At 66.3% G+C, this 26165-nt stretch carries 20 protein-coding genes and 1 rRNA gene; 5 read left to right on the top strand and 16 right to left on the bottom strand.

What is annotated here, in order from left to right; genetic code table 11:
* From AC1DEY_RS07520 to AC1DEY_RS07505, 4 genes are all read right to left on the bottom strand, one after another.
* Positions 1-86, bottom strand: a 16S ribosomal RNA gene (locus tag AC1DEY_RS07520); the annotation flags it as partial.
* Between the two features lie 502 nt (positions 87-588).
* Entirely contained in the window at positions 589-4311 is a 3723-nt protein-coding gene (locus AC1DEY_RS07515; protein WP_476867405.1) for a 1,4-alpha-glucan branching enzyme, read from the bottom strand.
* 1 nt (position 4312) lies between these two features.
* Positions 4313-6109 carry a maltose alpha-D-glucosyltransferase gene (gene treS / locus AC1DEY_RS07510; RefSeq protein ID WP_441411086.1) on the bottom strand — a complete coding sequence of 599 codons (1797 nt, stop codon included), beginning with the start codon at positions 6107-6109 and terminating at the stop codon, positions 4313-4315.
* A gap of 5 nt (positions 6110-6114) precedes the next feature.
* Positions 6115-8187, bottom strand: coding sequence for an alpha-1,4-glucan--maltose-1-phosphate maltosyltransferase (locus tag AC1DEY_RS07505; RefSeq protein WP_476867404.1), 2073 nt, complete (start codon positions 8185-8187; stop codon positions 6115-6117).
* Positions 8188-8338: 151 nt separating this feature from the next.
* Here AC1DEY_RS07505 and glgP point away from each other — a divergent pair, with 151 nt between their 5' ends.
* Positions 8339-10957: an alpha-glucan family phosphorylase gene (gene glgP / locus AC1DEY_RS07500; RefSeq protein ID WP_476867403.1), complete on the top strand. Its 2619-nt coding sequence runs from the start codon at positions 8339-8341 to the stop codon at positions 10955-10957.
* Between the two features lie 42 nt (positions 10958-10999).
* On the opposite strand, the gene AC1DEY_RS07495 is transcribed toward glgP, so the two are convergent.
* Together AC1DEY_RS07495 and glgX are read right to left on the bottom strand one after the other, a co-directional pair.
* Positions 11000-11356 carry a barstar family protein gene (locus tag AC1DEY_RS07495; protein WP_476867402.1) on the bottom strand — a complete coding sequence of 119 codons (357 nt, stop codon included), beginning with the start codon at positions 11354-11356 and terminating at the stop codon, positions 11000-11002.
* A gap of 21 nt (positions 11357-11377) precedes the next feature.
* A complete protein-coding gene (glgX, locus tag AC1DEY_RS07490) occupies positions 11378-13492 on the bottom strand; it encodes a glycogen debranching protein GlgX (RefSeq protein WP_476867401.1) in 2115 nt (704 codons plus the stop codon).
* 115 nt (positions 13493-13607) lie between these two features.
* On the opposite strand from glgX, the gene AC1DEY_RS07485 reads away from it, so the two are divergent.
* Positions 13608-14411, top strand: a complete 804-nt coding sequence (locus tag AC1DEY_RS07485) for a carbon-nitrogen hydrolase family protein (protein ID WP_476867400.1) — start codon at positions 13608-13610, stop codon at positions 14409-14411.
* Positions 14412-14994: 583 nt separating this feature from the next.
* Here the strand turns inward: AC1DEY_RS07485 and rlmB are convergent.
* From rlmB to AC1DEY_RS07455, 6 genes are all read right to left on the bottom strand, one after another.
* Positions 14995-15996 carry a 23S rRNA (guanosine(2251)-2'-O)-methyltransferase RlmB gene (gene rlmB, locus AC1DEY_RS07480; RefSeq protein ID WP_476867399.1) on the bottom strand — a complete coding sequence of 334 codons (1002 nt, stop codon included), beginning with the start codon at positions 15994-15996 and terminating at the stop codon, positions 14995-14997.
* A 122-nt stretch (positions 15997-16118) separates the two neighbouring features.
* A complete protein-coding gene (gene cysS / locus AC1DEY_RS07475; RefSeq protein WP_476867398.1) occupies positions 16119-17567 on the bottom strand; it encodes a cysteine--tRNA ligase in 1449 nt (482 codons plus the stop codon).
* Between the two features lie 97 nt (positions 17568-17664).
* Entirely contained in the window at positions 17665-18024 is a 360-nt protein-coding gene (locus AC1DEY_RS07470) for a hypothetical protein (protein ID WP_476867397.1), read from the bottom strand.
* Between the two features lie 93 nt (positions 18025-18117).
* The gene (gene ispF / locus AC1DEY_RS07465) at positions 18118-18624 is read right to left on the bottom strand and encodes a 2-C-methyl-D-erythritol 2,4-cyclodiphosphate synthase (protein ID WP_476867396.1); all 507 of its coding nucleotides are present in this window, start codon (positions 18622-18624) and stop codon (positions 18118-18120) included.
* Entirely contained in the window at positions 18621-19454 is an 834-nt protein-coding gene (gene ispD, locus AC1DEY_RS07460; RefSeq protein WP_476867395.1) for a 2-C-methyl-D-erythritol 4-phosphate cytidylyltransferase, read from the bottom strand. Before ispD ends, ispF begins: the two co-directional genes overlap by 4 nt.
* 196 nt (positions 19455-19650) lie before the next feature.
* On the bottom strand, positions 19651-20133 hold the full coding sequence (locus AC1DEY_RS07455) for a CarD family transcriptional regulator (protein ID WP_026266570.1): 483 nt from the start codon (positions 20131-20133) through the stop codon (positions 19651-19653).
* A gap of 350 nt (positions 20134-20483) precedes the next feature.
* Here AC1DEY_RS07455 and AC1DEY_RS07450 point away from each other — a divergent pair, with 350 nt between their 5' ends.
* Complete coding sequence (locus AC1DEY_RS07450) at positions 20484-21041, top strand: hypothetical protein (RefSeq protein WP_476867409.1); 558 nt, start codon at positions 20484-20486, stop codon at positions 21039-21041.
* A 77-nt stretch (positions 21042-21118) separates the two neighbouring features.
* Here the strand turns inward: AC1DEY_RS07450 and AC1DEY_RS07445 are convergent, their stop codons facing one another.
* The gene (locus tag AC1DEY_RS07445; protein ID WP_090583992.1) at positions 21119-21799 is read right to left on the bottom strand and encodes a response regulator transcription factor; all 681 of its coding nucleotides are present in this window, start codon (positions 21797-21799) and stop codon (positions 21119-21121) included.
* The gene (locus AC1DEY_RS07440) at positions 21796-23028 is read right to left on the bottom strand and encodes a sensor histidine kinase (protein WP_476867408.1); all 1233 of its coding nucleotides are present in this window, start codon (positions 23026-23028) and stop codon (positions 21796-21798) included. Before AC1DEY_RS07440 ends, AC1DEY_RS07445 begins: the two co-directional genes overlap by 4 nt.
* Before the next feature lie 206 nt (positions 23029-23234).
* Here AC1DEY_RS07440 and phoU point away from each other — a divergent pair, with 206 nt between their 5' ends.
* Positions 23235-23897, top strand: coding sequence for a phosphate signaling complex protein PhoU (phoU, locus tag AC1DEY_RS07435; protein WP_476867394.1), 663 nt, complete (start codon positions 23235-23237; stop codon positions 23895-23897).
* A gap of 127 nt (positions 23898-24024) precedes the next feature.
* Here the strand turns inward: phoU and AC1DEY_RS07430 are convergent, their stop codons facing one another.
* Positions 24025-24771: a phosphoglyceromutase gene (locus AC1DEY_RS07430; protein WP_441411074.1), complete on the bottom strand. Its 747-nt coding sequence runs from the start codon at positions 24769-24771 to the stop codon at positions 24025-24027.
* 169 nt (positions 24772-24940) lie between these two features.
* On the opposite strand from AC1DEY_RS07430, the gene AC1DEY_RS07425 reads away from it, so the two are divergent.
* The gene (locus AC1DEY_RS07425; protein ID WP_476867393.1) at positions 24941-25789 is read left to right on the top strand and encodes a class I SAM-dependent methyltransferase; all 849 of its coding nucleotides are present in this window, start codon (positions 24941-24943) and stop codon (positions 25787-25789) included.
* A 16-nt stretch (positions 25790-25805) separates the two neighbouring features.
* Here AC1DEY_RS07425 and AC1DEY_RS07420 read toward each other — a convergent pair whose 3' ends face one another.
* The gene (locus AC1DEY_RS07420; RefSeq protein ID WP_441411072.1) at positions 25806-26159 is read right to left on the bottom strand and encodes a DUF2516 family protein; all 354 of its coding nucleotides are present in this window, start codon (positions 26157-26159) and stop codon (positions 25806-25808) included.
* Between the last annotated feature and the right edge of the window lie 6 nt (positions 26160-26165).

Raw genomic sequence — 26165 nt, 5'->3', positions numbered from 1 at the left:
GTGCAAGCACCGGATCATCGTTCGAAATGCATGTGTTAAGCACGCCGCCAGCGTTCATCCTGAGCCAGGATCAAACTCTCCGTTGAAGTAAAACAGACACAACCAGGAACCCCGGGAAAACGGGATAACCAGGCTGCACAAAATTTGAAACCAGCTGTAAAAACCAGACCACACCACGGGGTGGCATAACCTGGTCAATTCAACCAATCCATTACAATAAATTGGTATCAACAAACTTGGCACACTATTGAGTTCTCAAACAACAGACACACCCGGCACCACCACAACCAACATTCAGTCGCGGATCGCTCCGGAGCAACTTTTCAAACTTACCCGGCCGCTTCACCCTTGTCAAATCGGCGTTCCAGACTCATTCTTGCCATTGGCTTCTGGGTCTTGGTGGCCGTTCAACTCCGGGGAGCAGCGCGGAAATAAACTCTACCACCACTTGGCCGAGCTGACAAAGCGGCCTGGAGCAGGGTGCTGAAAAGCCCGGAATCACGCGGATTCCGGGCTTTTCAGCGCGCCTTCGGTTGGCCTTCCAGCAGTGCCGGCGGCGGCGGCCCGTGTTTGGTTCGGGCGACGGGCCTAAGCGAGCGGCTTGAAGTAGGCCGCGCCGAGCGGCGGCAGGGTGACCACCAGCGTGGCAGGTTGTCCGTCGAGGCCCCCCTTGGTCGCAGTCAACGTGCCGGTGTTTTCAACCCCGGAACCGCCATAAGTGGCGGCGTCGGTGTTGAGCACTTCCTGCCATTTGCCGGCCGTTGGGACGCCGAGCTGGTAGTCCGTGTGCGGGCCGCCGGAGAAGTTCACGGCGCAGACCAGCGGGTTGCCGTCTGCGTCGCGGCGGATGAACGTCAGGACGTTCCGGTCCGAGTCTCCCCCGTTGATCCATTGGAATCCCTCGGGCTGGTTGTCCTGCTGGTACAGGGCCGGCGTGGAACGGTACAGCTCGTTGAGGTCCTTGGTCAGGAGCTGCATGCCGTTGTGCGCCGGGATGTCTGCGAGCCACCAGTCCAGGCCGTGCTGCTCCGACCACTCCGCTTCCTGGCCGAATTCTGTGCCCATGAAGATCAGCTGCTTGCCCGGGTGCGCCCACTGATATCCCAGGAACGCGCGCAGGTTTGCCAGCTGCTGCCAACGGTCACCGGGCATCTTGCGCAGCATGGAGCCCTTGCCGTGCACGACTTCATCGTGGCTGATTGGCAGCAGGAAGTTTTCCGAGAAGGCATAGACCATCGAGAACGTGATGGTTCCGTGGTGCCACCTGCGGTTGTACGGGTCCTCGGCCATGTACTGGAGCGAGTCATGCATCCAGCCCATGTTCCATTTGAGGCCGAAGCCCAGCCCGCCGCCGCTCGTGGGTGCGGTGACGCCCGGGAACGCGGTGGATTCCTCGGCGATCATGACCGCGCCGGGGTGGGTCTTGTACACCGTGGCGTTGACCTCCTGGAGGAAGGAAATCGCCTCAAGGTTTTCGCGGCCGCCAAAGCGGTTCGGCTGCCACTGCCCCTCTTCGCGGGAGTAGTCCAGGTACAGCATGGAGGCGACGGCGTCCACGCGCAGCCCGTCGATGTGGAACTCGTCGAGCCAGTAAAGAGCGTTGGCCACCAGGAAGTTGCGCACCTCCGTGCGGCCGAAGTCGAAGATCAGCGTGCCCCAGTCCGGGTGCTCGCCCAGGTTCGGATCGGCGTGCTCGTACAGGGCTTCGCCATCGAACCGGGCCAGGGCCCATTCGTCCTTGGGGAAGTGGGCGGGAACCCAGTCCAGGAGGACGCCGATGCCGGCTTGGTGGAGTTCGTCAACGAGGTGGCGGAATTCGTCCGGGTGCCCGAAGCGTGAGGTCGGCGCGAAGTAGGAGGTGACCTGGTAACCCCACGAGCCGCCGAAGGGGTGCTCGGCAACGGGCATGAACTCCACGTGGGTGAAGCCGAGCCATTTGACGTACTCGACGAGTTCCTTGGCCAGTTCGCGGTACCCCAGCCCCACGCGCCATGAGCCGAGGTGGACTTCATAGACGCTCATGGGTGAGTTGTGCGGATCGCGTTCGGCGCGGGCCTGCATCCACTCGGCGTCCTTGAACACATAGGAGGGCTCGACCACCCGGGATGCCGTCAGCGGCGGGATCTCGGTCCCGAAGGCCAGCGGGTCCGCCTTTTCCACCCAGAATCCGTGCCGGGTCCTGAGTTCAAACTTGTAGCACGCCCCTGCTACAACGCCCGGGATGAAGAGCTCCCACACCCCCGTGGAACCGAGGGAGCGCATGGAGTGTTCGCGGCCGTCCCAGCCGTTGAAGTCGCCCTTGACGCGGACTGCCTCGGCGTTCGGTGCCCACACGGCGAAGGACACGCCGTCGACGTCGCCCAGCGAGGACTTGTAGTGCTGGACGTGCGCGCCCAAGACATCCCACAGGCGCTCGTGCCGGCCTTCGCCGATCAGGTGCAGGTCCACTTCGCCGATGGTCGGCAGGTAGCGGTAGGGATCGTCCATGACCTGCGGCTCGTGGTCCTTGTAGGTCACTTCGAGCCGGTAGTCCGGCACGTGTCCGTGCTCGAGGGGTTCCATCACGGCCACCCACACGCCGCCCGCCTCGTGGCTCATGGGCACCGCGCCTGCCGACGTCACGACAGAAACCGATTCCGCCAGGTGCTTCACCGTCCGGATGGTGACGTGGCCGTGGTCATCAAGGTGGGCGCCGAGGACCGAGTGGGGCGCGTGGTGCTCGCCGGTGCCGACCCTCGCAAGGGTCTCACCGTCCACGGGCAGTGGTGCGCCGGGTCGATCGATACGTGCTGATCCTGTCATTTTTATACCTTCCGCTGCGGCTTCGGCGGCGACGCCGGAACCTGTACTGCCGAGGAGACGACGCGATGCGTTAACCGGAATGGAGAGCCAGTCCGGCCTGTTCCTTAGTTCGTAGATGACTTCGTAGAGGGCTTTGTCGAGCCACAGCGCCACGAAGAGCGGCGCATCGCGGTCGATGCTGCCGGGGATTACTTCGGCGTAGCCGGCCAGGAAGGCCTCCGCGCAGTCGTCCACCCATGTCCCGGGCACCACGGCACCGGGATTTTCGCGGACGGCGGCGCCGGCGGCGTAGTCGAAGGACCGGAGCATGCCCACGACGTCGCGAAGAGGGACGTCGGGGAAGTTGCGTTCGGAGATGGGACGCAACGGCTCGCCCTCGAAGTCGAGAATGGCCCAGCGCGGTGCGGCCCCGGGCCCGCCCGGGACGGAACTGCCCGGGACCTGCAGGATCTGCCCGAGATGGAGGTCCCCGTGGATCCGCTGGAGCGGACCGGCGCCGGTGCCTTCGAGCCGGCCGAGGAGACGGTTGAGCGCCTCTTCGTAAGGCCCGACGGCGGTGGACGCCTGGTTCCAGGACTGGCGGACGCGTTCGGCTACTCCCGGGGCGATGTCCTGGCCCGGCGCGGATTCGGCGGCTGTGCCCAGCGCCTCGGCGAGCCTCCGGTGCACGGTGGCCGTCGCGGCGCCCAGTGCGTGGGCTTCGGCGGTGAACCCGGTCCCCCGGCTGGCCGCGTCCACGGCGAGCCGCCAGGCGTCTAGTCCGCCGGCGAGGAATTCGTGCGCCACCGCGAGCTCGCCGCGCGCGGGACGGGCGGCTCCGGAGTGCCCCTGCCCGAGTGCGGCCGCCGGAGTCTCCCATTCCCCGGCCACCCAGCCAAGGGTCGCCGGGACCTCCTCCGTGCGCCCCGCCGTCAGCGCAGCACCGATTTCGACTTCGGGGTTCTGGCCTTCGGACAGCACACGGAAGAACTTCACGATGGCGACTGTGCCGCCGTCGTTGTCGTCGACGATTACCGAACTGTTCGACTGCTCGCCGGAGAGCACCTTGACCTTGCCCGTTGCAAACGGCAGGCGGTAGCCAGAGTCCACCAGGTGGCCGGTGGCGTTCCCCGACGGCGTGCTCCCGCCGTGGCGCATGAGCTCCAGCCAGGCGGCGACGAAGGAGGCATCATGGACGCCGTCGTAGACCCACCGGTGGGCGGCGTCGGCGCGTGTGCCGGGAAGCTCGCCGATCAGCGCCCGCTCCGCCCCGGGCAGGGGCTCCGGGTGGAAACTGAGCGGCACCTGGACGATGTCGGTCCGGCTGCCGCCGGGGGTGGGGTAGGACACCGCGAGCAGCAGCACCTCAAACTCCGCCGCGCCGGGGGCATCCTCGGCGCCGGCCCCGAGCCGCAGCCCGCCCACCGGCTCGAAGGTGAACTCCGCACTCTTGACCGGGAACCACCGCTGGTGCGGAAGCCAGGCGCCGAGCAATCCGCTCAGGGGCGGGGTAAGGGTCGGTCGAGTCATCTCAGCCTTCGATGGACAGGATGGGCATCGCCTGTGTGAACGGGGATGTCGGGTTGGAGGCTGCCGAACGGATCCGCAACCAGAAGAAATCGTGGCTGCCCAGCGTCAGCGTCAGCGTTCCGTCCTCGCCGATCGCAGGGAACGCCTGGCCGCCGAAAACGTCCCGGAGGCCCCGGCCGGCGAAGTTCGGCACCCGCAGCGTGGTCGCCACGGGGTGCTGGGAGAGGTTGAAGGCGCACAGGATGGTCTCCGCGTCCGCGCCGGCGGCGTTGCCTTCCGGGAGCTCCCGCAGGTAGGCGAGGACGACGTCGTGGTCGGCTTCCACATGCTTGAACGCGCCAAGTCCGAACGCGGGGTGGTTCTTGCGGACGCTCAGGATCTGCCGGGTCCAGCGCAGCAGCGAGCCCGAATGGGCGGCCTCGGCCTCCACGTTCGCCATGCTGTAGTTGTAGACCAGCGACTGGATCACCGGCAGGTACAGCTTGCCGGGATCGGCACTGGAGAACCCGGCGTTCCGGTCCGGGTTCCATTGCATCGGCGTGCGGACAGCGTCCCGGTCCTCAAGCCAAATGTTGTCCCCCATGCCGATCTCGTCCCCGTAATACAGGAACGGGCTGCCCGGCAGGGACAGCAGCAGGGCATTGATGAGCTCGATTTCGGAGCGGGAGTTATCCAGCAACGGCGCCAGCCGGCGTCGGATGCCGATGTTGGCCCGCATGCGCGGATCCGGCGCGTACCAGCCGAGCATCGCGGCGCGTTCGTCGGACGTGACCATTTCCAGCGTCAGCTCGTCGTGGTTGCGCAGGAACGTGCCCCACTGGGCGCCTTCGGGAATGTCCGGGGTGTCCTTCATCGTCTCGATGATGGGCGACGCCTTCTGGTCCCGCAGCGCGTAGTAGAGGCGCGGCATGATCGGGAAGTGGAACGCCATGTGGCACTCCGGTTCCTCCTCGGTGCCGAAGTACTCGACCACCTCGGCGGGCGGCTGGTTGGCCTCGGCAATGATCACGCGGCCCGGGTAGCTTTCATCGACCATCCGGCGTAGCTGGCGGAGGAATTCGTGGGTCTGCGGCAGGTTCTCGCAGTTGGTGCCCTCCTCCTCGAACAGGTACGGAATGGCGTCGGCCCGGAACCCGTCGATGCCCTGGTCCAGCCAGAACCGCACGACGTCGAAGAGCGCGTCGATGACCTTGGGGTTTTCGAAGTTGAGGTCGGGCTGGTGGCTGAAGAACCGGTGCCAGAAGAACTGGCGGCGGATGGGGTCGAAGGTCCAGTTGGATTCCTCCGTGTCCACGAAGATGATGCGGGCGTCTTCGTACTTTTCGTCCGTGTCGCTCCAGACGTAGAAGTCGCCGAAGGGCCCGTCCGGATCCTTGCGGGACTCCTGGAACCACGGGTGCTGATCGGAGGTGTGGTTCAGCGGCAGGTCGATGATCACCCGGACGCCCCGGGCGTGTGCCTCCGCCACGAGTCGCTTGAAGTCGCTGATGGTGCCGAACTCGTCCAGCACGGAGTTGTAATCCGAGATGTCATAGCCGCCGTCGCGAAGCGGTGACTGGAAGAACGGCGGCAGCCAGAGGCAGTCCACCCCCAGCCACTGCAGGTAGTCCAGTTTCTCGATCAGGCCGTGGAAGTCGCCCGAGCCGTCCCCGTTCCCGTCGGCGAAGCCCCGGACGAGCACCTCATAGAAGACCGCCTTGCGGTACCAGAGGGGATCGTGCTGAAGCCCGGGAGCGTTCAGTTCAAAGCCTCCCCTCGGGCTGAAGTGCTGGCTCGGGTTCTGCGGGCTGAAACTCACTGGCACTACCTCCGGATGCTAAGAATGTGTGCGGCCTCGACGTGCGGGTCCAAGCGGACGTAGTTGTACTCCCCCCATTCCCAACTTTCGCCGGTCAGCAAGTCATCGACCATGAAGCGGCCGTTGTGCGTGAAGTTCTCCGGGTCCAGGTCCAGCGCCGCCAGATCCAGGGACACGGTACTTTCCCGTGTGCCGTGCGGGTCCACGTTGACGACGATGATCACGGTGTCCTTGCTGCCGTCCGGAAGGATCTTGTGCTTGGAGTACACCACGGTGGAGGGGTCCGAGCTCTGGTGCACCGTCAGGTTCTGCAGATCCCCCAGGGCCGGGTGTGCGCGCCGGATCGCGTTGAGCCGGGTCAGGTACGGGGCCAGGGAACGCCCCGATTCGCTCGCCGCATCCCAGTCGCGGGACTTGTACTCAAACTTCTCGTTGTCGATGTATTCCTCGGCGCCGGGCCGCGCCACGTGTTCGTAAAGCTCAAACCCGGCGTACACACCCCAGATCGGGCTGGCCGTCGCGGCCAGGGCGGCCCGGATCTTGAAGGCCGCCGGGCCGCCGAACTGCAGGTATTCGGTGAGGATGTCCGGGGTGTTGACGAAGAAGTTCGGCCGGAAGTAGGCCGAAGATTCGTGGCTGACCTCCTGGAAGTACTCCTCCAGCTCCTCCTTGGTGTTCCGCCAGGTGAAGTACGTGTAGGACTGCTGGAAGCCGGCCCGGCCCAGCGCGTGCATCATGGCCGGGCGGGTGAACGCCTCGGCGAGGAAGACGACGTCGGGGTGTTTCTTATTGACCTTGCCGATCAGCCATTCCCAGAACCACACGGGTTTGGTGTGCGGATTGTCCACCCGGAAGACCTTGACGCCGTGGCTGACCCAGAGCAGCACGATCCGGAGAATTTCGTTGGACAGCCCGGCGGGGTCGTTGTCGAAATTCAGCGGGAAAATGTCCTGGTATTTCTTCGGCGGATTCTCCGCGTAGGCAATAGTGCCGTCAACTCGGGTGGTAAACCATTCCGGGTGGCTTTGCACCCACGGGTGGTCCGGCGCGGCCTGCAGGGCAAGGTCCAGGGCGACCTCCAGCCCGAGTTCGCCGGCGCGTGCCACGAAGGCGTCGAAGTCCTCGAAGGTGCCCAGGTCCGGGTGAATGGCGTCGTGGCCGCCCTCGTGGGAGCCGATGGCCCACGGCGAGCCGGGATCATGCGGGCCGGCAATGAGGGTGTTGTTCGGGCCCTTGCGGTGCTGGAGGCCGATCGGGTGGATCGGGGGCATGTAGATGATGTCGAAGCCCATGGCGGCGACGGCGTCGAGGCGCTCCGCCGCGGTGCGGAAGGTGCCCGAGGTCCATTCGCCGGTCTCGTGGTTGCGCACGGCGCCTTCGGAGCGCGGAAAGAATTCGTACCAGGAGCCGGCACCGGCGAGCGTTCGCTCCACCAGCAGCGGGTAGGGCTCGGAAACTGTCACCAGTTCGCGGATGGGCTGGCGTTCGACGACGGCGGCGACGTCGGCGCTGAAGCCTGCGGCGAGCCGCTCTTCGGGTGTCCGGGACGTATCGGAGAGGACGACGACGGCCATCCGCAGCGTCCGGCGGTCACCGGAGGGTCGCGAGGCTTCCTCGGATGCATCCGCAAGCAGTGCCGCGCCTTCGGCCAGCATGAGCTCGACGTCGATGCCGGCCTCCACCTTGACCTCGGCGTTGTGGTGCCAAGTGCCGTAGCGGTCATGCCAGGCCTCGATGACGAAGGACCAGTTGCCCGTTGCAGGCGGGGTCAGGAGGCCTTCCCAACGGTCCGTGCCCATCCCGCGGGGTCCGCGAGGCGGGGCCAGCCGGACCCGCTGCCGCTCTTTGCCGCGCGGGTCGAGCAGGACGGCGCTGACGCCGAGCTGGTCGTGTCCCTCCCGGAACGCGGTGGCTCCAACGACAATGGTTTGGCCCTCGACGGCTTTGGCGGGGAATTTTCCGCCGTCCACCGAAGGCTGCACGGCGGTGATCGGAAAGCGGCCAAATCGCAGGCCATCCGTGATCAGGGCCTTGGGCTTTTGCTTGGACACGGCGCTGGTTCGCGAGTTATTCGTCACAGGCTCGACGTTATCTACAAAACGGCCAGAATGCTAAGGCCCGCCATGTTTTCCGGAGGTTTGCGGTTCTGGCCGGACTGATATTCGTCATTTACAGGAAAGAATCTTAAAGCGGTTCCGGGGCACCGACTTGTCCGTTAGTGTTTCGCTCGTGAAGGCAATCCGCAGATTTACCGTCAGAACCGTTCTCCCGGAGTCCATCCGGCCGCTGGCCCGGCTCGCCACCAATCTCCGGTGGTCCTGGCACAGGCCCACCCGGGAGCTTTTCGAGTCGCTCAACCCCGGGATCTGGGCGGAGAGCGCCCACGACCCCGTGACGTTCCTGGGCCTGGTAAGCCGGGAAGAGCTGCAGCGCCTCGCGGCGGACCAGGACGTGGTGCAGCGCGTCCATGCGGCAGCCGACGACCTCGACCGGTACCTGGACCAGCCGCGCTGGTACCAGAGCCTCGGCGACGGCGCCCCCTCCTGCATCGCCTACTTCTCACCCGAGTTCGGCATCACCGAAGTCCTGCCCCAGTACTCCGGCGGCCTCGGCATCCTGGCCGGCGACCACCTGAAGGCGGCCTCGGACCTTGGCGTGCCGCTGATCGGCGTCGGCCTCCTGTACCAGGCCGGCTACTTCAAGCAGTCGCTCTCCCGCGACGCCTGGCAGCAGGAAACCTACCCCGTCCTCGACCCGGACGGGCTGCCCCTGACGCTCCTGCGCGAGGCCGCCCCGGACGGCAACGGCAAACCGGTCCAGATCTCGCTGCCCCTCCCCCAGGGCCGGCGCCTGCTGGCGCACGTGTGGCGGGCCGACGTCGGACGCGTTCCGCTGCTGCTGCTGGACTCCAACGTTCCGGGCAATGACGAAGCAGCCCGCGGCATCACGGACCGCCTGTACGGCGGCGGCGGTGACCACCGCCTGCAGCAGGAACTCCTGCTGGGCATGGGCGGGGTCAAGGCGCTGCGCGAGTTCCAGCGGCTCACGGGGGTCCCCGCGCCGGAGGTCTTCCACACCAACGAAGGACACGCCGGGTTCCTGGGCGTCGAGCGGATCCAGGAGCTGATGTCCGGCGCGGATCCGCTGAGTTGGGACGAGGCCCTGGCCGCCGGCCGGGCATCCACCGTGTTCACCACCCACACACCGGTCCCCGCGGGCATCGACCGCTTCGAAATTTCCCAGATTCAGCACTTCTTCGAAGCCGGCCTCGCCCCGGACGTCCCGGTGGCAAAAATCCTGGACCTGGGCCGCGAGGACTTCGGGGACGGCAACCCGTTCGTGTTCAACATGGCCGTCATGGGCCTGCGCCTGGCCCAGCGGGCCAACGGTGTGGCCAAACTGCACGGCGTGGTGTCCCGCGGGATGTTCTCCGCCCTCTGGCCGGGATTCGACCATTCCGAAATCCCGATCACCTCCGTCACCAACGGCGTGCACGTCCCCACCTGGGTGGACCCCCGGATCTCGGCGTTGGCGCGGGACCAGTTCGGTGCCGACGCGGAGGCGCAGGGCCGTTGGGACCTGGCCTACAACGTCACCGATGAGGACCTCTGGGCGCTGCGCCGGGAGATGCGAGTGTCCCTGGTGGAGGATGTCCGGCGCCGGCTCCGGGCCGCCTGGAAGAAACGCGGCGCGGCCGACGCGGAGCTGGCGTGGACGGATTCCGTCCTGGACCCGGACATCCTGACCATTGGCTTTGCCCGGCGCGTGCCGACCTACAAGCGGCTGACCCTGATGCTGCGCGACCCGGACCGGCTCAAGGCGCTGCTGCTGCACAAGACGCATCCCATCCAGCTGGTCATCGCCGGGAAGTCGCACCCGGCAGACGACGCCGGCAAGAAGATGATCCAGGACCTGGTCCGGTTCACCGACGACCCCGCCGTGCGGCACCGGATCGCGTTCCTGCCCAACTACGACATCGCCATGGCCCGGACCTTGTTCCCGGGCTGCGATGTGTGGCTGAACAACCCGCTGCGTCCGCTGGAAGCCTGCGGAACCTCCGGCATGAAGGCCGCCCTGAACGGTTCGCTGAACCTTTCGGTCATGGACGGCTGGTGGGACGAGATGTACGACGGCGAGAACGGCTGGGCGATCCCGACCGCCAACAACGACGCCTCCCCGGAAGAGCGCGACGACATCGAGGCGGCGGCACTGTACGAGCTGCTCGAAACGCAGGTGGCCCCGCGGTTCTACGGGCTGACCGTGTCCGACTCGGCCGGAGCCGCCGGGCCGTCCCAGCCGGGCCCGCAGAAGGTCCCCACGCACTGGGTCTCCATGATCAAGCACACCATGTCCCACCTTGGCCCGGCGGTTTCAGCGGAACGGATGCTCCGGGACTACGTCAATGTGCTGTACCGGCCCGCCGCGATCGCGGGACGCCACGCCGTGGCGGACGACTACGCCCAGGCCAAGGCCCTGGCGGCGTGGACCTCACGGATCCGGGCCGCGTGGCCGCAGATCCAGGTGGAGCACGTCGACTCTGTGGGGGTTTCCGAGGACCCGCAGATCGGCGACCTGCTGCAGGTCAACGCGTACGTGGCCCTGCGCGAGCTCTCACCGGAGGATGTCTATGTCGAGGTGGCCTATGGCCGGGCCGAGGACACCGACGAGCTGACGGACATCACGGTCGCGGAATTGAAGGCTGCGGAGGACCTCGGCAAGGGCCGGCACCTTTTCAGCGGCACCCTGGTGATTGACCGGTCGGGCTCCTTCGGCTACACCGTGCGGGTGCTGCCGAAGAATGAGGCGCTGGCGTCCAAGGCGGAACTTGGCCTGATCGTCAACGCCTGATCCCATCCTCACCGGCGCCTGACCGGCAACACCCGGCCTCGACTAGAGGCAGACGGCGATGACGTTCAGGCTGTTGCCGGCGTAGCCTTCGGCGTCCTGCAGCGTTTCGCAGATGACGCCGAAGGAGCGGTCCGCGCGGAGGGCGGCAGGCACCTGCCAGATGAAGGTGACCGGAGCCTCGCCGTCGTCTGTCACGGCATCGGCGACGTCGTGCAGGGAATCGTGCAGCGCGTCGAGGTCCGTGCCGTAGTCCTCGGGGGCCTCCAGGAGCTCGCTGAACGTGTCCAGGACTGCCTGTTTGGTCTCGACGGCGGGGACCACCACGGCGCGGCGGCCGGCGTCGTCGATCTGCTCTTTGAGCTCTTCGATGGTCCAGGTCTCTGCCGAGTAAATCTTCATGGGGTCCTTAATCGCGGATAACTAGGTGCGGTAGATATTGATTGTGTTGGCCTGGACGAGGTCCCGCTCGCCGGAGGCGACGCGGGCGCCCTGGCGCCTGTCATGGAGTTCGGAGGTGGTCACGCGAAGCTCGAAGAGCCGGTGCCCGGTGCCGTCCTCGTTGTTCAGTTCCGGCAAGGTGACCTTGACGTCGTCGGCGCCGCCGTTGACCACCACCAGGCCGTCCACGTGCCCGTCGTCGGACCCGAGCAGGAGCTGGATCACCCGGTGGCCGGGGTCGTTCCACGTGTCCGCTGACATGGGCTTGCCATCGACATCGAACCAGTGGAAATACGACTGGGTGTCGCGCGCCGGGTAATCATGCGGCTGGCTGGCCAGGAACTCCTTGCGCAGCCGGATGACACGCTTGGTGGTCCGCAGCATCGCATGGGATTCCGCGGTGCTGGTCCAGTCAATCCAGGTGAGTGCGTTGTCCTGGCAGTAGGCGTTGTTGTTGCCCTGCTGGGTCCGGCAGATCTCGTCCCCTGCGGTGATCATGGGGACGCCTTGGGAAATCATCAGGCAGGCCATCAGGTTCCGCCGGCTTTGGGCGCGCCGGGCAAGGATGTCGCCGTCTTCGGTGGGGCCCTCGAAGCCGTGGTTGTAGCTGCGGTTGTCGCCGTGGCCGTCGCGGTTCTGCTCGCCGTTGGCCTCGTTGTGCTTACGGTCGTAAGCGGTCAGGTCGGCCAGGGTGAAGCCATCGTGGGCCGTGATGAGGTTCAGCGAGGCGAGCCGGGACCGGCCGGATGCCTCGAACAGCTGGGCGGAACCGGAGAGGGCGTCCGCGAGGCGCGCCACCGGGCCGCCGCTGCCGCCGCCGTCGATCGCTGCACGGTCGGCGAGCCAGAAGCTGCGGACGGCGTCGCGGAAGTGATCGTTCCAGTCCACCCACCCGGCCGGGAACCGGCCGGTCTGCCAGCCACCGTAGCCCACGTCCCAGGGTTCGGAAATCAGCTTGACGCCGGACAGGACGGGATCGGCGCCCACCGCGACGAGGAAGGGGTGCCGGGGATCGAATTCGTTGGCGCTGTTGCGGCACAGCGTGACGGCGAGGTCGAACCGGAAGCCGTCGATGTGGAACTCGCTCACCCAGTAGCGCAGGGAGTCCAGCACCAGCTGCACCACGCGGGGTTCGGCGAAGTTCAGGCTGTTGCCGCAGCCGGTGGTGTCGACGTACTTGCCGTGGCCGTCGTTGCGGTAATACTGCATCTCGCCCAGGCCACGGAAGCTCAGGGTAGGGCCGTCGGTGCCGCCCTCGGCGGTGTGGTTGTACACGACGTCAAGGATGACCTCGAGCCCGGCGGCGTGGAGCAGTTTGACCATGCCCTTGAACTCATCCTGTACCGCGTGGGGGCCGGCGGCCTGTGCGGCCGCGGTGGCGTAACCGGGGTGCGGGGCGAAGAAGGCGGCCGTGTTGTAGCCCCAGTAATTCGTCAGCCCGAGCTGTTGGAGGTGCGGCTCATCGATGTGGAAATGGACGGGCAGGAGCTGGATCGCCGTGATGCCCAGCGAGATCAGGTGCTCGATCATGGCCGGGTGGGCCATGCCGGCATAGGTCCCCTGAAGGTCCTCCGGAATGTCGGGGTGCAGCTTGGTCTGGCCCCTGACGTGGGCCTCGTAGACGATGGTGTTGCGCCAGGGCACGCGGGGGCTGCGGTCAAGTCCCCAGTCAAAGTCGTTGCCGACCCGGACACTGGTGATCAGCCCTTCGCGTTCGTCAACGGCCCGCCCATACGGGTCCATCAGCAGCGGCTGCTCCTCGCCGGCGTCGAAATCCGTGGCGGGCATGGACAACGGGAGGGCCTCATGTTCCGGCGAGGCCCGGAATCCGTAGCGCGAGCCGGCGGGAATCCCCTCCACGATGCCGTGGTGAACGCCGTCGCTGAGGTTGGGCAGTGTCTTTGCCTGCCAGGTGCCCTCTGGCGGCTGATACGCGATTTCCAAGGTGGTCACGCCGGGCGCGTAGACAGCCACGTTGGCGAACGCACCCCGAGGATCGTCCACTGCCGGCGAGCCGGTGTGCGGAGTGCTGATCCCCAGCGGAAACGCCCGCGAAGCGTCTACGGTGGAAGCGGTATCTATGTAAGACATAACCATTGCTTAAAGCTTAGCCGGGCCGGACAAATGGCCCCCGTTTTCGTTTTCATGACGTTTTGCAGTGTACGGACCACCGCACTGCATACTGTAATGAAGCGCCGACATGGAGGTAAATGTGCGCGTAGCACTAGCCCAAATCATTACTGGCCGCGATCTGGCTGCGAATCTCGCCCTCTTGGAGGACTATGCCCGCCAGGCCAAGTCCGGCGGCGCGGACCTGGTGGTATTCCCGGAGGCCACCATGCGGGCCTTCGGCAATTCGCTGCTGGATATCGCCGAGCCGCTGGACGGTCCGTGGGCTTCCCGGGTGCGCGCCCTCGCCTCGGAACTCGGCATCACGATCGTCGCGGGGATGTTCACACCGGGAACAGCCGGCGACGGCGCCAAGGTGCGCAATACCCTGCTGGCCACAGGCCGGGGAGTCGAGGCCAGCTACGACAAGATCCACCTGTTCGACGCCTTCGGTTTCGCCGAGTCGGACACGGTCGACGCCGGCACGTCCCCGGTCACCTTCGAGCTCGACGGCGTGACGTTCGGCCTCGCCACCTGCTACGACGTCCGCTTCCCGGACCTTTTCACCGAAAACGCCGACCGCGGCGCCGACGTCAACATAGTGTGCGCCTCCTGGGGATCGGGACCCGGGAAGGCCGAACAGTGGAAGCTCCTGGCCCGCGCCCGCGCCCTGGACTCCACCACCCTGGTCCTCGCCTGCGGCCAGGGCGACCCCGCCAGCGTGGGTCACCCGGCCAAGGGTTCCGCCCCCACCGGCGTGGGCCACTCCGTGGTGGTCTCCCCCATGGGCGACATCATCGAAGAGCTCGACGGCGCTCCGGGCCTGCTGTTCGCCGACGTGGACACCGCAACAGTCAAGGAAGCCCGAACCAAGCTCCCGGTCCTGGCCAACCGCCACCGGTTCTAAGCAGTCTGTTCCTCAGACAGTGTTTCTGACGGTGGTCACCATTTTTCTGGTCACCTTCCGCGGACACCGGCGCCCTGCCGTCGCTTAGACACCTCCCGCCGCCTACTTCGGCCGCGGGCGGCCTCATCCGGCTCTGGTCGGCGATGCGCTCCTTTGCAGGACCCCAGCGCCCGCTCGATATTGGGGCCCCGCTGGGCTGCTTCAGAAGAAACGACACAAAAGACAAAAGGCGTGCCTTGCCAACAGCAGCGGGGGGCCGATCGCGCCCGTCGTACGACTCGCATGAGTTCGATCTGACCCCGCGTTGCTGTTAGCCGTTTTCGCGTTAAACGGAAACGCTCCCCCACACAACGTGAGAGGAAGCGTTTCCGAACTGCGCGAAAGGTGACAGTGCCTCATCGCCGGAACCGGAGTTTTGCTAAGGAGCGCATCGCCGACCAGAGCGCAGTGAGGCCGGCCGCGGCCGAGCGGAGCGTCGGGAGGTGTCTAAGCGACGGCAAAACTCTGGTTCAGGCGAAACTCAACCACGACTCTGGCGACGGCAAAACTTCGGTGCCGGCGCAACCCGGCCCGAAGAAGGGGACTACTTTGCCGAGCGCTGGCGGGAGATTTCGTACAGGGAGATGCCTACGGCCATGGAGGCGTTCAGGGATTCCATGGCGGAGTCAATCGGGATGGAGACGATCTGGTCGCAGTTTTCGCGGACCAGGCGGCTCAGGCCCTTGCCCTCGGAACCTACGACGAGGCACACGGGTTCGGTGGCCAGGGCGAGATCGGGCAGCGAGACGTCGCCGTCGCCGTCGAGCCCCAGGACGAAGATCCCCATGTTCTTGAACGCCTTGAGCGTGTTGTTCAGGTTGGCCGCGCGGGCGACCGGGACGCGGACGGCAGCGCCGGCGCTGGTCTTCCAGGCCGAGGCGGTGACGCCCACGGAGCGACGCTCGGGGACCACGACGCCGTGGCCGCTGAAGGCCGAGACGGAGCGGATGATCGCGCCGAGGTTGCGGGGGTCGGTGATGCCATCGAGGGCAACGAAGAGCGGGGCGTTGGCGACGTGGCCCTTCTTCCAGGCCTCGAGGGTCTCCTCTGCGAGTTCGTACGCGTCCTGGTATTCGTACGGCGGGATCTGCAGCACGAGGCCCTGGTGGATGGCGTCGTCGGTCATGCGGTCAAGCTCGGGCTTGCCGGTTTCCATCAGCGGGATGCCGCGTTCGGCAGCGAGCTTCAGGGACTCCTTGACGCGGTCGTCCATTTCGATGCGGACAGCGACGTGCAGTGCCTTGGCCGGGATGCCGGCGCGCAGAGCTTCGACCACCGAGTTGCGGCCGGTGACGACCTCTTCGGTGGCGCGGCCCTTGGGACCGGAGCGGCCGGTGCGGGCCGCCGCGCTGGTGGTGCGGCTTCCGCTGGCGCGCTTGGCCTCGGAGCGCTCAGAGAGCTGCTTGTTCTTGAACGCCTTGTGGTAGGGGCGGTCCTCCGCCTTCGGCGTGGGGCCCTTGCCCTCAAGTGCCTTACGGCCGTGACCGCCGGTTCCGACGGAGGGGCCCTTCTTCAATTTGACCGAGCGGCGACCGTTGTTGGCCATGAGTTTCACCCTTTAAATACGCGATTCGTTGATAAGTCTGACCTCCAGTCTACTGACTCGAGTTAAATCCTCGACCGGAAGGAACGATGGCGGCCCACTTCAACGGCCGCCGGCAACGAGGTTCAGCCGCGCTTGAGGCTCCAGCTCGCCCCGTCCGGACCGTCCTCGACGACGACGCCGGCTGCGGCCAGGGTGTCCCGGATGGCGTCGGACGCCGCCCAGTCCTTCGCGGCCCTGGCATGGGCCCGCGCCTCCAGCTGTGCTTCGACCAGGACCCCGAGGGCGGTGTTGGCCTGTTCGTCGGCCGCGGGCGTCGCAGTGGCGTTGAGGCCGAGCACATCGAGCATGGAGTTGACGCTGGCGAGGGCCTGCCCGGCGGCGTCGAGGTCCCCGTCCGTGAGGGCCGTGTTGCCGGCCCGGACCGTCTCGTGCAGGGATGCCAGTGCCTGCGGGACGTTCAGGTCATCGTCCATCGCCGCGGCGAAAGCCTCCGGGACGGTAGCCTCCAACGAATCCGGTGCTGCGTCCGGGAGGACCCGGGCGGCGCGGCTGAGGAACCCGTCGATCCGTTCGACGGCGGCTGCCGCCTCCGGCAGGGACGTCGGCTGGTAGTCCAGGACCGAGCGGTACTGCGCCTGACCGAGGTAGTACCGGACAACCCGCGGCGGGGCGATTTCGAGCATTTCCGCCGGGCTGACGGTGTTGCCGATGGACTTGGACATCTTCTCGCCGGCGTACGTGACCATGCCGTTGTGCATCCAGAAGTTGGCGAACCCGTGGCCTGCCGCCTGGGACTGCGCCATTTCGTTTTCGTGGTGCGGGAAGCGCAAGTCCAGGCCGCCGCCGTGGATGTCGAACTCGGTGCCGAGGTACTTGGTGACCATCGCGGAGCATTCGAGGTGCCAGCCCGGCCGGCCGGGGCCCCACGGCGAGTCCCAGCTCGCCGTCGTCGGCTCCCCCTCCTTGTAGCCCTTCCACAGCGCGAAGTCGCGGGGGTCCTTCTTGCCGCGCGGGTCCGCGTCCGGGGCGCCCTGCATGTCGTCGAGCCGCTGGCGCGTCAGCGAGCCGTACTTGGACCACGAGCGCACGTCGAAGTAGACGTCGCCGGAGTCGTCCAGGGCCGGGTAGGCGTGGCCGCGGTCGATCAGCTGCTGGATGAGGGCGTGCATTTCCGGGATGTGGCCGGTGGCGCGGGGCTCATAGGTGGGGCGGGAGACGCCCAGGGTGTCGTAGGCCTTGAGGAATTCCTGCTCGTACCGGTAGGCCAGGGCCCACCATTCCTCGTTGCGCTGGGCTCCGGGCTCGTCCTCAAAATCGGGGCCGAAGGACGCGGCGGACTTGGCGAGGATCTTGTCGTCGATGTCGGTGACGTTGCGGACCGCCGTCACGCGGAAGCCCCGGTACTGCAGCCAGCGGGTGAGCTGGTCGAACGCGATGGCCGACCTGATGTGGCCGACGTGCGGCATCCCCTGCACGGTGGCTCCGCAGTAGTACAGGCTCACTTKGCCAGGTACGAGGGGGACGAAGTCGCGGACTTCGGCGGATGCAGTGTCGTAAAAGCGCAGGGTCACCGCTCCAGATTAGCCGATGGCGCTCCGGGGCCCGACCGGCGGCTTAGCGGGCAGCCGTCACGCCGGGAGCGGGGCCCCGGATCATCGATCCGGGACGCTACTTGCAGTACTGTCCGATCTTGTTGATCTGCTCCGTGAGCTGGGCCGTCTGTTCGTCCGTCTTGGTCCCGGTGGAGCTGGCCGCGACCTGCTTCATGATCTCGGCCATCTGCTGGATGGGGGCGCCAACTTCCGGCGCCACTTTGTCCGCAACTTCCTGGTAGTGCTGGCCGATCTGCGCGGCCTGCTCCTTCGCGCTCCCGGAGGGCGCGAAGGTATCGCCGTTGAGGAACTTGCAGCTTTCGTCGACGCTCAACTTTGGCGTGGCGCTGGTTGTCTGGGGCGTCGTCGTCGAGCCGGCGCATCCGCTCAGCATGGTCCCTGCCACGAGTACGACGGCGGTCAGCAGCTTCTTCACGGCGGGTCTCCTGGCTGTTCGGAACGGGATGTCATGGTGGGGGTCTTGCCCCTCCAGCCTAGGTGACCGGAGCGGGCAGAGTTCAACCGGCGGTTAGCCGGCCGGGTAGACGAGCGCCGTTGCCACCGCCGAGATCCCCTCGCCGCGGCCGGTGAACCCGAGTCCGTCGCTCGTGGTGGCCGTGACGCTGACCGGCGCCGCAGCAGCATCGCTGAGGACCCGCTGGGATTCCTCCCGCCGCGGACCGAATTTGGGTCGGTTGGCCACGAACTGCACGGCAATGTTTCCGATTTCAAATCCGTGGGCGCGCACAATCCGGGCGGCCTCGGCCAGGAGGGTGACGCCGGACGCCCCGGCGTATTCGGGCCGGTCCGTGCCGAAGTGGGTGCCGAGATCCCCGATCCCGCAGGCCGAGAACAGCGCGTCGGCCGCGGCATGCGCCACCGGGTCGCCGTCGGAGTGGCCGGACAGTCCCCGTTCCCCTTCCCAGAAGAGGCCGCCGAGCCACAGCGGCTGCTTCTCGCCTTCGGCCGCGTATGCATGAACATCGATTCCGATCCCGGTCCTGGGGATCAGCGGCGCGTTGGTGCTCATGCTCATCCCTCCACCCAGCGCGCGCCCAAGGGTCCTTCGAGGAGGCCTTCGGCCAGGATCAGGTCCAGGGGCGTGGTGATCTTCAGGGACTGGCTGGCGCCGCGCACGGCGTGGACGGGGACGCCGAGCAGCTCCACGAGCATCGCGTCGTCCGTGACGAGCGCAGCCTGGGCAGCGTCGAACTCCGCAGCGGCCTCGTGGGCTCGTTTGAGGATGGCGAAGGTGAATCCCTGGGGTGTCTGCACGGCACGGAGCCCCTCACGCGGTGCCGTCCCGGTGACCAACTCGGGGGCCACCGCGACGCCGTCGCCGGTGGTCGGTTCGACGGTCTTGACCGTGTCCACTACCGGGATCACGGGAATCACGGCGGAGGCACCGGCGCCGAGCGCCGCAGCCACCCGGTGGAAAACGGCCTCCGGGGCAAGGGCACGGGCGGCATCGTGGACCAGGACTGCCTCAGTATCAGGCAGGAGCGCGGCCATCGCGGCGCGGACCGAATCGGCACGGCTGGCACCGCCGTCGACGACGGTCACGACCGGAGTCTGCACGCCGTAGGGGGACTCCGCGGTGCGGGCGAGGCCGTCCGCAAGCTCCCGGGTGAAGGCCGCGCACAGCCCCTGCAGATCGGCGTCTCCCGGGGGAATCGCAATGCAGATCTGCTGTGCGATCCCGGCGGCCGCCACGCCGCGCAGGGCGTGCATGAGGATGGTGTCCCCGCCCAGCGGCACTTTTGCTTTGGCCACGCCGTAGCCCAGGCGCTGGCCGGAGCCGGCGGCCACAACAATGACAGCAGTCACCGGACCGGCCGGGGACGAATTCGTCGGTGCAGTATCCATGCGCACAAGACTACGTCCCCGCGCCTCGGAGCATCCCGTTGCGCTATCAGTTGTGCTGGTTTCGGGGCACTCAAAGGGCCACAAGTGAAAACGCAATCGGGTGGCGGCTGAAAGAGGGCAAGAAGAAGCCCCGGCGGCCTGAGGCCACCGGGGTTCGATTCTTATTCTGCGCCGGCCTGCTGGGGCCGGCCCTGTGTTAGGAAGCCAGGACCTCGTCGAGAACGCTTGCAGCCTTCTCTTCATCAGTCTTCTCAGCCAGTGCCAGTTCCGAAATCAGGATCTGGCGGGCCTTGGCCAGCATGCGCTTCTCTCCCGCGGAGAGACCCCGGTCGTGATCGCGGCGCCAGAGGTCGCGGACGACCTCTGCTACCTTGATGACGTCACCGGATGCAAGCTTTTCCAGGTTTGCCTTGTATCGACGCGACCAGTTGGTGGGTTCTTCAGTGAACTCGGCCCGCAGCACGTCGAACACGTGCTCCAAGCCTTCCTTGCCCACTACGTCCCGAACCCCAACGAGGTCTACGTTTTCTGCTGGAACTTCAATGGTCAGATCACCCTGAGCCACCTTGAGCTTGAGATACATCTTCTCTTCGCCCTTGACAGTGCGCATCTTGATTTCTTCAATTTTGGCTGCACCGTGGTGAGGGTAAACTACTGTCTCGCCGACCTCAAAAACCATGTGGACATTCCCCTTTCCCGCAGACCAGTTTATCACGATTAAGGCATACAACTGGCATCCAAAGGTGCCGGGAACCGCATGAATCCGGGGAAAATGGCCTCAATCCACCCCCTCAAACCCCTTGACGAATGCGGATAATAGTGCCTGCGGCCCTAACTGCCAAGAGGTTTCCGGTCCCCGGCAAGCGCACCCCCGCCCGGCGGGGGCTCGTGCGTCCGTGCGCCAACGCGTGCGCGTCCCCGCGTCTATGTGTAGCGGCCGAGTCCTTGTTTGAGGCCGATTGCGGATAGGCTATGGGCTGAATAATGTTCCAAGACTCTCAAGGAGTGCGTGACGTGCGTTTCACTGCGATGAACCGGGGCCAGCGCGGCAAGCTGGCAATGGCTACGGCTGCACTTGGCATTGGCCTGCTGTCCGTGACCGGCTGCGGCTACATCAACCCCCAGCAGACCTCGGAGCAGTACTCGGCATCCGATGGAACCCGGACCGACCTCGGCCCGCTGAAGCTGCGCAACTTCATCATCGTCGCCGACGCCGAGGACAAGCCGGCCCGCGTGATCGGCGCCGTGTACAACTCCTCCTCCAAGGACGTCGTGCTGACCATCAAGGGTGCGGCCGGATCGCAGACCCAGGTTCCGGTCAAGCAGAACTCCTACACCATGCTCAACGACTCCACCGACGCGGCGATCCTGAGCACCGCCGGCGCCAAGCCCGGATCCGTGACCGAGCTCAGCATCTCCGAAGACGGCACCAACAAGAACGCCACGTTCAAGGTTCCGGTCCTGGACGGCACGATCGTGGACTACAAGCAGTACCTGCCGACGCCGGAGCCCACCACCGGCAGCACGGCCACCTCGAGCGAAACGGCCACGTCGACGCCGACGCCGAGCAGCACCGCCGGCCACTAGCCTCCGCGGCTGCTGCCACAGCACATGCAAAAGGAGGGGCACCCGCGGGTGCCCCTCCTTTTGCATGTGCCCTGGATTTAGGGTTCGAACTTATAGCCCAGGCCGCGGACGGTAATCAGGTACCGCGGCGCGGAGGCATCGGGCTCAATCTTGCTGCGCAGCCGCTTGACGTGGACGTCGAGGGTCTTGGTGTCCCCCACGTAGTCGGAGCCCCAGACCCTGTCGATCAGCTGGCCTCGGGTCAGGACCCGACCGGAGTTCCGCAGCAGCATTTCCAGCAGCTCGAACTCTTTGAGCGGCAAGGCGATCTGCTCGCCACCGACGCTCACCACGTGGCGTTCGATGTCCATCCGGACAGGACCGGCCTGCACCGTGCTGGAGACGAGCTCCTCCGGCTCACTCTGGCGGCGCAGGACAGCCCGGACCCGGGCCACAAGCTCCCGCGAGGAGTACGGCTTGGTGACGTAGTCGTCCGCGCCCAGTTCCAGCCCCACCACCTTGTCGATTTCCGAGTCCTTGGCCGTCAGCATGATCACGGGCACCCCTGAGCGCTGCCTGAGCTGGCGGCAGACCTCCGTGCCCGACTGGCCGGGAAGTTGCAGATCCAGGAGCACGAGATCGGCGCCGTTCCGGTCGAATTCGGTGATGGCGTCCAGTCCGTTGTCCACAACCTCCACCTCGAACCCCTCTTTACCCAACAGGTAGGACAGGGGGTCGCTGAAGGACTCCTCGTCCTCGACAATAAGAATTCTGCTCAAGCGCTAGCTCCTTGCTCATGGACGCCCGCGGCGTCACGTCGTTGTGGTTTGGGGTCCCGGGTGGAAGCGTGGGCAGCGGCTTTGCCCGCCTCGGTGGCGTCGCCGTCGTCCTGCCCTTCCATCTCGGGAAGTCGAATGGTGAACGTGGAGCCTTGGCCGAGCTGGGACCACAGGGTCACCTCGCCGCCGTGGTTGGAAATGACGTGCTTGACGATGCTCAGGCCAAGCCCCGTGCCTCCGGTCTGCCGCGAGCGGGCAGCATCCACCCTGTAGAAGCGCTCGAAGACACGCTCCTGGTCCTCGGCGCTAAGTCCATCGCCCTGGTCCGTCACAGAGACCGCCACGAGGCCGTCCTTGGCCCGGATGCCCACACCCACCTTGGTGTTCTCCGGCGAGTAGCGGATGGCGTTGTCGATCAGGTTGCGTAGGGCGGTGACCAGGAGGTCCTGGTCGCCGTAGACCATGGCGTCGGCGTGCCCGCCCACCACCAGCTGGATGTTCTTGCTCTCGGCCGGCAGCTGGGAGCGGTCCACGGCCTCGTTGACCACTGTGTTGATGTCCACCGGGCGGCCCTGCTGCGCGACGTTGGCCCCCTGCAGCCGGGAGAGTTCGATGATGTCCTGGACCAGGGCCGCGAGCCGGGTCGATTCCTTGTGCATGCGCTTGGCGAACCGCTTGACCGCGTCGGGATCGTCAGCGGACGATTCGAGGGCCTCTGCCAGGAGGGAGATCGCCCCGACCGGTGTCTTCAGTTCGTGGGAGACGTTGGCGACGAAGTCGTTGCGGACTTCCTCGGTGCGGGTGAATTCCGTGCGGTCATCGGCCAGCAGGAGGATGTAGTCCTCCGTGATGACAGCTGCCCGGACCTGGACCACGATCGTTCCCTGGCCCAGCGGGCCCCTCGGCAGTTCCAGCTGCTTTTCAAGGACAACACCGTCCCGGCGCACCTTGGCGGTCATTTCCAGCAGCGGCTGGTGCACCACGGTGTGCCCGCGGACCAGGCCGTAGGCATAGGCGGCAGGGCTGGCGCGGACCACGCCGTCGATCGCGTCGACCACCACGAACGCGCGGCCGAGGACGGCTAGCACCTCCGCCGCTCCTTCTGGCAGCGAGGGGTCCTCGACGTCGACGTCGACGATCTGCCGCTGCTGCTCACTGACCCGGAACGCGAGTACGCCGAACATGCCAAACGAGAGGCCGATCAGGCCGGCGATGACGCCGATGAGCATTGGATCCACGGCTCCAGCTTATGCTCTGCCACGTGACCGAAACTGAAATCTCCTGCGAATCGGGCGCCGGTTCAGCTAACGTTCACCTATTGGGGCGTAACAGTTCACCGGACACTGACAGAGTTGAGCGTTGGAGCGCCGGTAGGTGAACCGAAATAGGCCCGCCATTGAATCGCAGGCAATATTTCCGAGGAAAGGACGCACACGTGCGTAAGGTTTTTCAGGAGGAGCTCGCCCAGGTAAGGGAACAGCTCGTCGAGATCTCAGCGCTGGTCACTGAGGCCATCGGCAAGGCCACGACAGCTTTCGAGGGCGCCGATATCGACCTCGCCGAGGACGTGATTGCCGCCGATGCCCGCATCGACTTCCTGCAGAACAGCCTTGACGAGCGCGCCATTGACATCCTTGCCCTCCAGGGACCGGTAGCGAGCGACCTGCGCATGCTGGTCGGTTCGCTCCGGATGAGCGCTTCGCTGGAGCGCATGGGCGACCTCGCCCGGCACCTGGCCCAGCTGGCGCGGCTGCGCTACCCGGCGTCTGTGGTCCCGGGCCAACTGCAGGAGACCTTCAAGAGCTTCGCAGAACAGGACCTGCTGATCGCCCAGAAGCTCACCGAGCTGCTGGCAACCCGAGACCTCGGCGTGGCCCGCGACATCATGAAGGCCAACGGCACCGTCAACGACCTTCACCTGAGCGTCTTCAAGGCGATCGCGCGCAGCGACTGGCAGGAATCGGCGGCCACCACCGTGGACGTTGCCCTGGCCAGCCGCTACTTCGAGCGCTTCGCGGACCACGGCGTCTCCGTTGCCCAGAAGGTCACGTACCTGGTCACCGGTGCGTGGCAGCCGAGCACGATCGAACACATCTGACACAGGCCGTCCGACGGATTTGTGGTTCTGACCCAGAAGTACTGAAACAACGACGGCGTCCGGTCACCTTGGGGGTGGCCGGACGCCGTCGTTTGTTCTTTAGTTAGTGCTGCGGTGGGGGAACCGCTTACTTCTTGCCTTGGTTGGCCACTGCCTTGATGGACTCGGCGGCGGCCTCGGGGTCCAGGTACGTCCCGCCCGGGGTCAACGGCTTGAAGTCCTCATCCAGTTCGTAGACCAGCGGGATGCCGGTGGGGATGTTCAGGCTGGCGATGTCCTCGTCGCTGATGCCGTCAAGGTGCTTGACCAGTGCCCGGAGCGAGTTGCCGTGGGCCGTGACCAGGACGGTCTTCCCGGCGCGGAGGTCTTCCTTGATGTCCGATTCCCAGTACGGCATGAGCCGGATCAGGACATCCTTGAGGCACTCGGTGCGCGGGACGGCGTCGCCGAGGTCCGCGTAGCGCGGGTCCCCCACCTGGGAGAACTCGGAGTCGTCGGCCAGGGGCGGCGGCGGGGTGTCATAGGACCGGCGCCACAGCATGAACTGCTCCTCGCCGAATTCGGCCAGGGTCTGGGCCTTGTCTTTGCCCTGCAGGGCGCCGTAGTGGCGCTCGTTGAGCCGCCAGTCGCGCTTGACGTCGATCCAGCCGCGGTCGGCCGTGTCCAGTGCCAGGTTCGCCGTGTTGATGGCCCGCTTCAACCGCGAGGTGTAGAGGATGTCGGGGAGGATGTTGTTCTCCACGAGAAGCTCGCCGCCGCGCACCGCCTCGGCACGGCCCTGGTCGTTAAGGTCAACGTCCACCCAGCCGGTGAACAGGTTCTTGGCATTCCAGTCGCTGTGGCCGTGGCGCAGCAGAATCAGCTTGTAAGTCATGGTTTTTATCCTAGCCGAGCAGTCGGCGSCGGTGCCGTGCGTTACACCACATGCGCCGCACCACAACCAACTGCAACGCCGGGTCACCCCGCGCCCATCCGGCGGCCCCATGAGCCGGAAGTGACCCCGCGTTGGAGGGTAGGCGTGCGGTGGACGATAAGCTTGGGCGGTGGTGCAGAAGGCTGAACGGGTGCTGGCCCCCCGAAACCAGGGCGGGACGAGAAGCGGCATACGTGGCGGCAGGCCCGTGGGAAACGTGACCCGTGGAACCACGAACCCCAACCGGATGCGCCGCGTGGACCGCTGGCTGACCGGGCCGCAGGCCTGGCGGTTGCGCGCCGCGGCCCACCCCCTCGCCGTCGACCTCGGCTACGGCGCCTCGCCGGCCACCGCCGTCGAACTCTTTGAACGCCTCTCCGGGGTCCGCAGCGACGTCCAGGTGGTGGGCATCGAAATCGAACCGGAGCGTGTCCGGCAGGCCCAGGCCCTTGAACGGCCCGGCCTGATGTTCCAATTGGGCGGCTTCGAGCTGCCCGTGCGCGGGAACCCCATGCTGGTCCGGGCCTTCAACGTGCTGCGGCAGTATGAGGAAGCAGACGTGGCTGGGATCTGGCGGCTGGTGCAGGACCGCCTCGCCCCGGGCGGGCTGTTCATCGACGGCACCTGCGATGAAATCGGGCGTCGCGCCACCTGGGTGGCGCTCGACGGCGAACGGCCACTAAGCCTGAGCGTGTCTATGCGGTTCGGTGCCTTCGCGTTGCCCTCCGACGTTGCCGAACGCCTACCGAAGGCGCTGATCCACCGCAATGTGCCCGGCGAGAAGATTCACGGCTACCTGCAGGCGATGGACAAGGCCTGGCTGGATGCGGCGCCGTTGGCGTCGTTCGGAAGCCGGCAGCGCTTCTCAGCTATGTGCCGTGCGCTGCTCGACGCCGGCTGGCCCATTCAGGACGGCCCTTCCCGCTGGCGGTTGGGCGAAGTGACGGTCAGCTGGGACGCCGTGGCGCCAGACGCCTAGGCAACGTAGATAAGCCTCACCAGGGGCCGTAGGGGCCCATGTTGCGGCCGCGGCCGGCGTCCTTGATGGCGGGGCGGACATCGGCAAGGTACACGGACGCGGCGGTTACGGCTGCAAGGCCGAAGATGCCGAGCGAACTGGCCCCGCCACCGCTGCCCAGCTGCGAGAGCAGGGAGAACAGGCCCACGGCGAACGCGCCGCCGGTCAGCGCCAGCCAGAAGGTCTTGGTCCGTTTCGAGACGGCCTCGAACGCGTTGGCTTTGTGCCGGAGGCAATCGAAAAACGCCCACGCCTCCAGGGCAAAGGCCACGACAGCCAGGACCAGGTAAATCCCGGATTCGACAAAGTAAATGAGTATGCGTCCGTCCACTCCCCC

The organism is Arthrobacter sp. 05T47 (assembly GCF_056395825.1).
The sequence above is the reverse complement of the archived record's forward strand: the minus strand, read 5'-3'. Positions and strand labels throughout refer to the sequence as shown.

Coding starts and splice junctions, on each gene's coding strand:
- AC1DEY_RS07430 (WP_441411074.1), bottom strand. CDS start 24,771: ATGACTTACAAGCTGATTCTGCTGCGCCACGGCCACAGCGACTGGAAT.
- AC1DEY_RS07455 (WP_026266570.1), bottom strand. CDS start 20,133: ATGGTTTTTGAGGTCGGCGAGACAGTAGTTTACCCTCACCACGGTGCA.
- AC1DEY_RS07450 (WP_476867409.1), top strand. CDS start 20,484: ATGAACCGGGGCCAGCGCGGCAAGCTGGCAATGGCTACGGCTGCACTT.
- AC1DEY_RS07495 (WP_476867402.1), bottom strand. CDS start 11,356: ATGAAGATTTACTCGGCAGAGACCTGGACCATCGAAGAGCTCAAAGAG.
- ispF (WP_476867396.1), bottom strand. CDS start 18,624: ATGAGCATGAGCACCAACGCGCCGCTGATCCCCAGGACCGGGATCGGA.
- AC1DEY_RS07440 (WP_476867408.1), bottom strand. CDS start 23,028: ATGCTCATCGGCGTCATCGCCGGCCTGATCGGCCTCTCGTTTGGCATG.
- glgX (WP_476867401.1), bottom strand. CDS start 13,492: ATGGTTATGTCTTACATAGATACCGCTTCCACCGTAGACGCTTCGCGG.
- rlmB (WP_476867399.1), bottom strand. CDS start 15,996: ATGGCCAACAACGGTCGCCGCTCGGTCAAATTGAAGAAGGGCCCCTCC.
- ispD (WP_476867395.1), bottom strand. CDS start 19,454: ATGGATACTGCACCGACGAATTCGTCCCCGGCCGGTCCGGTGACTGCT.
- AC1DEY_RS07515 (WP_476867405.1), bottom strand. CDS start 4,311: ATGACTCGACCGACCCTTACCCCGCCCCTGAGCGGATTGCTCGGCGCC.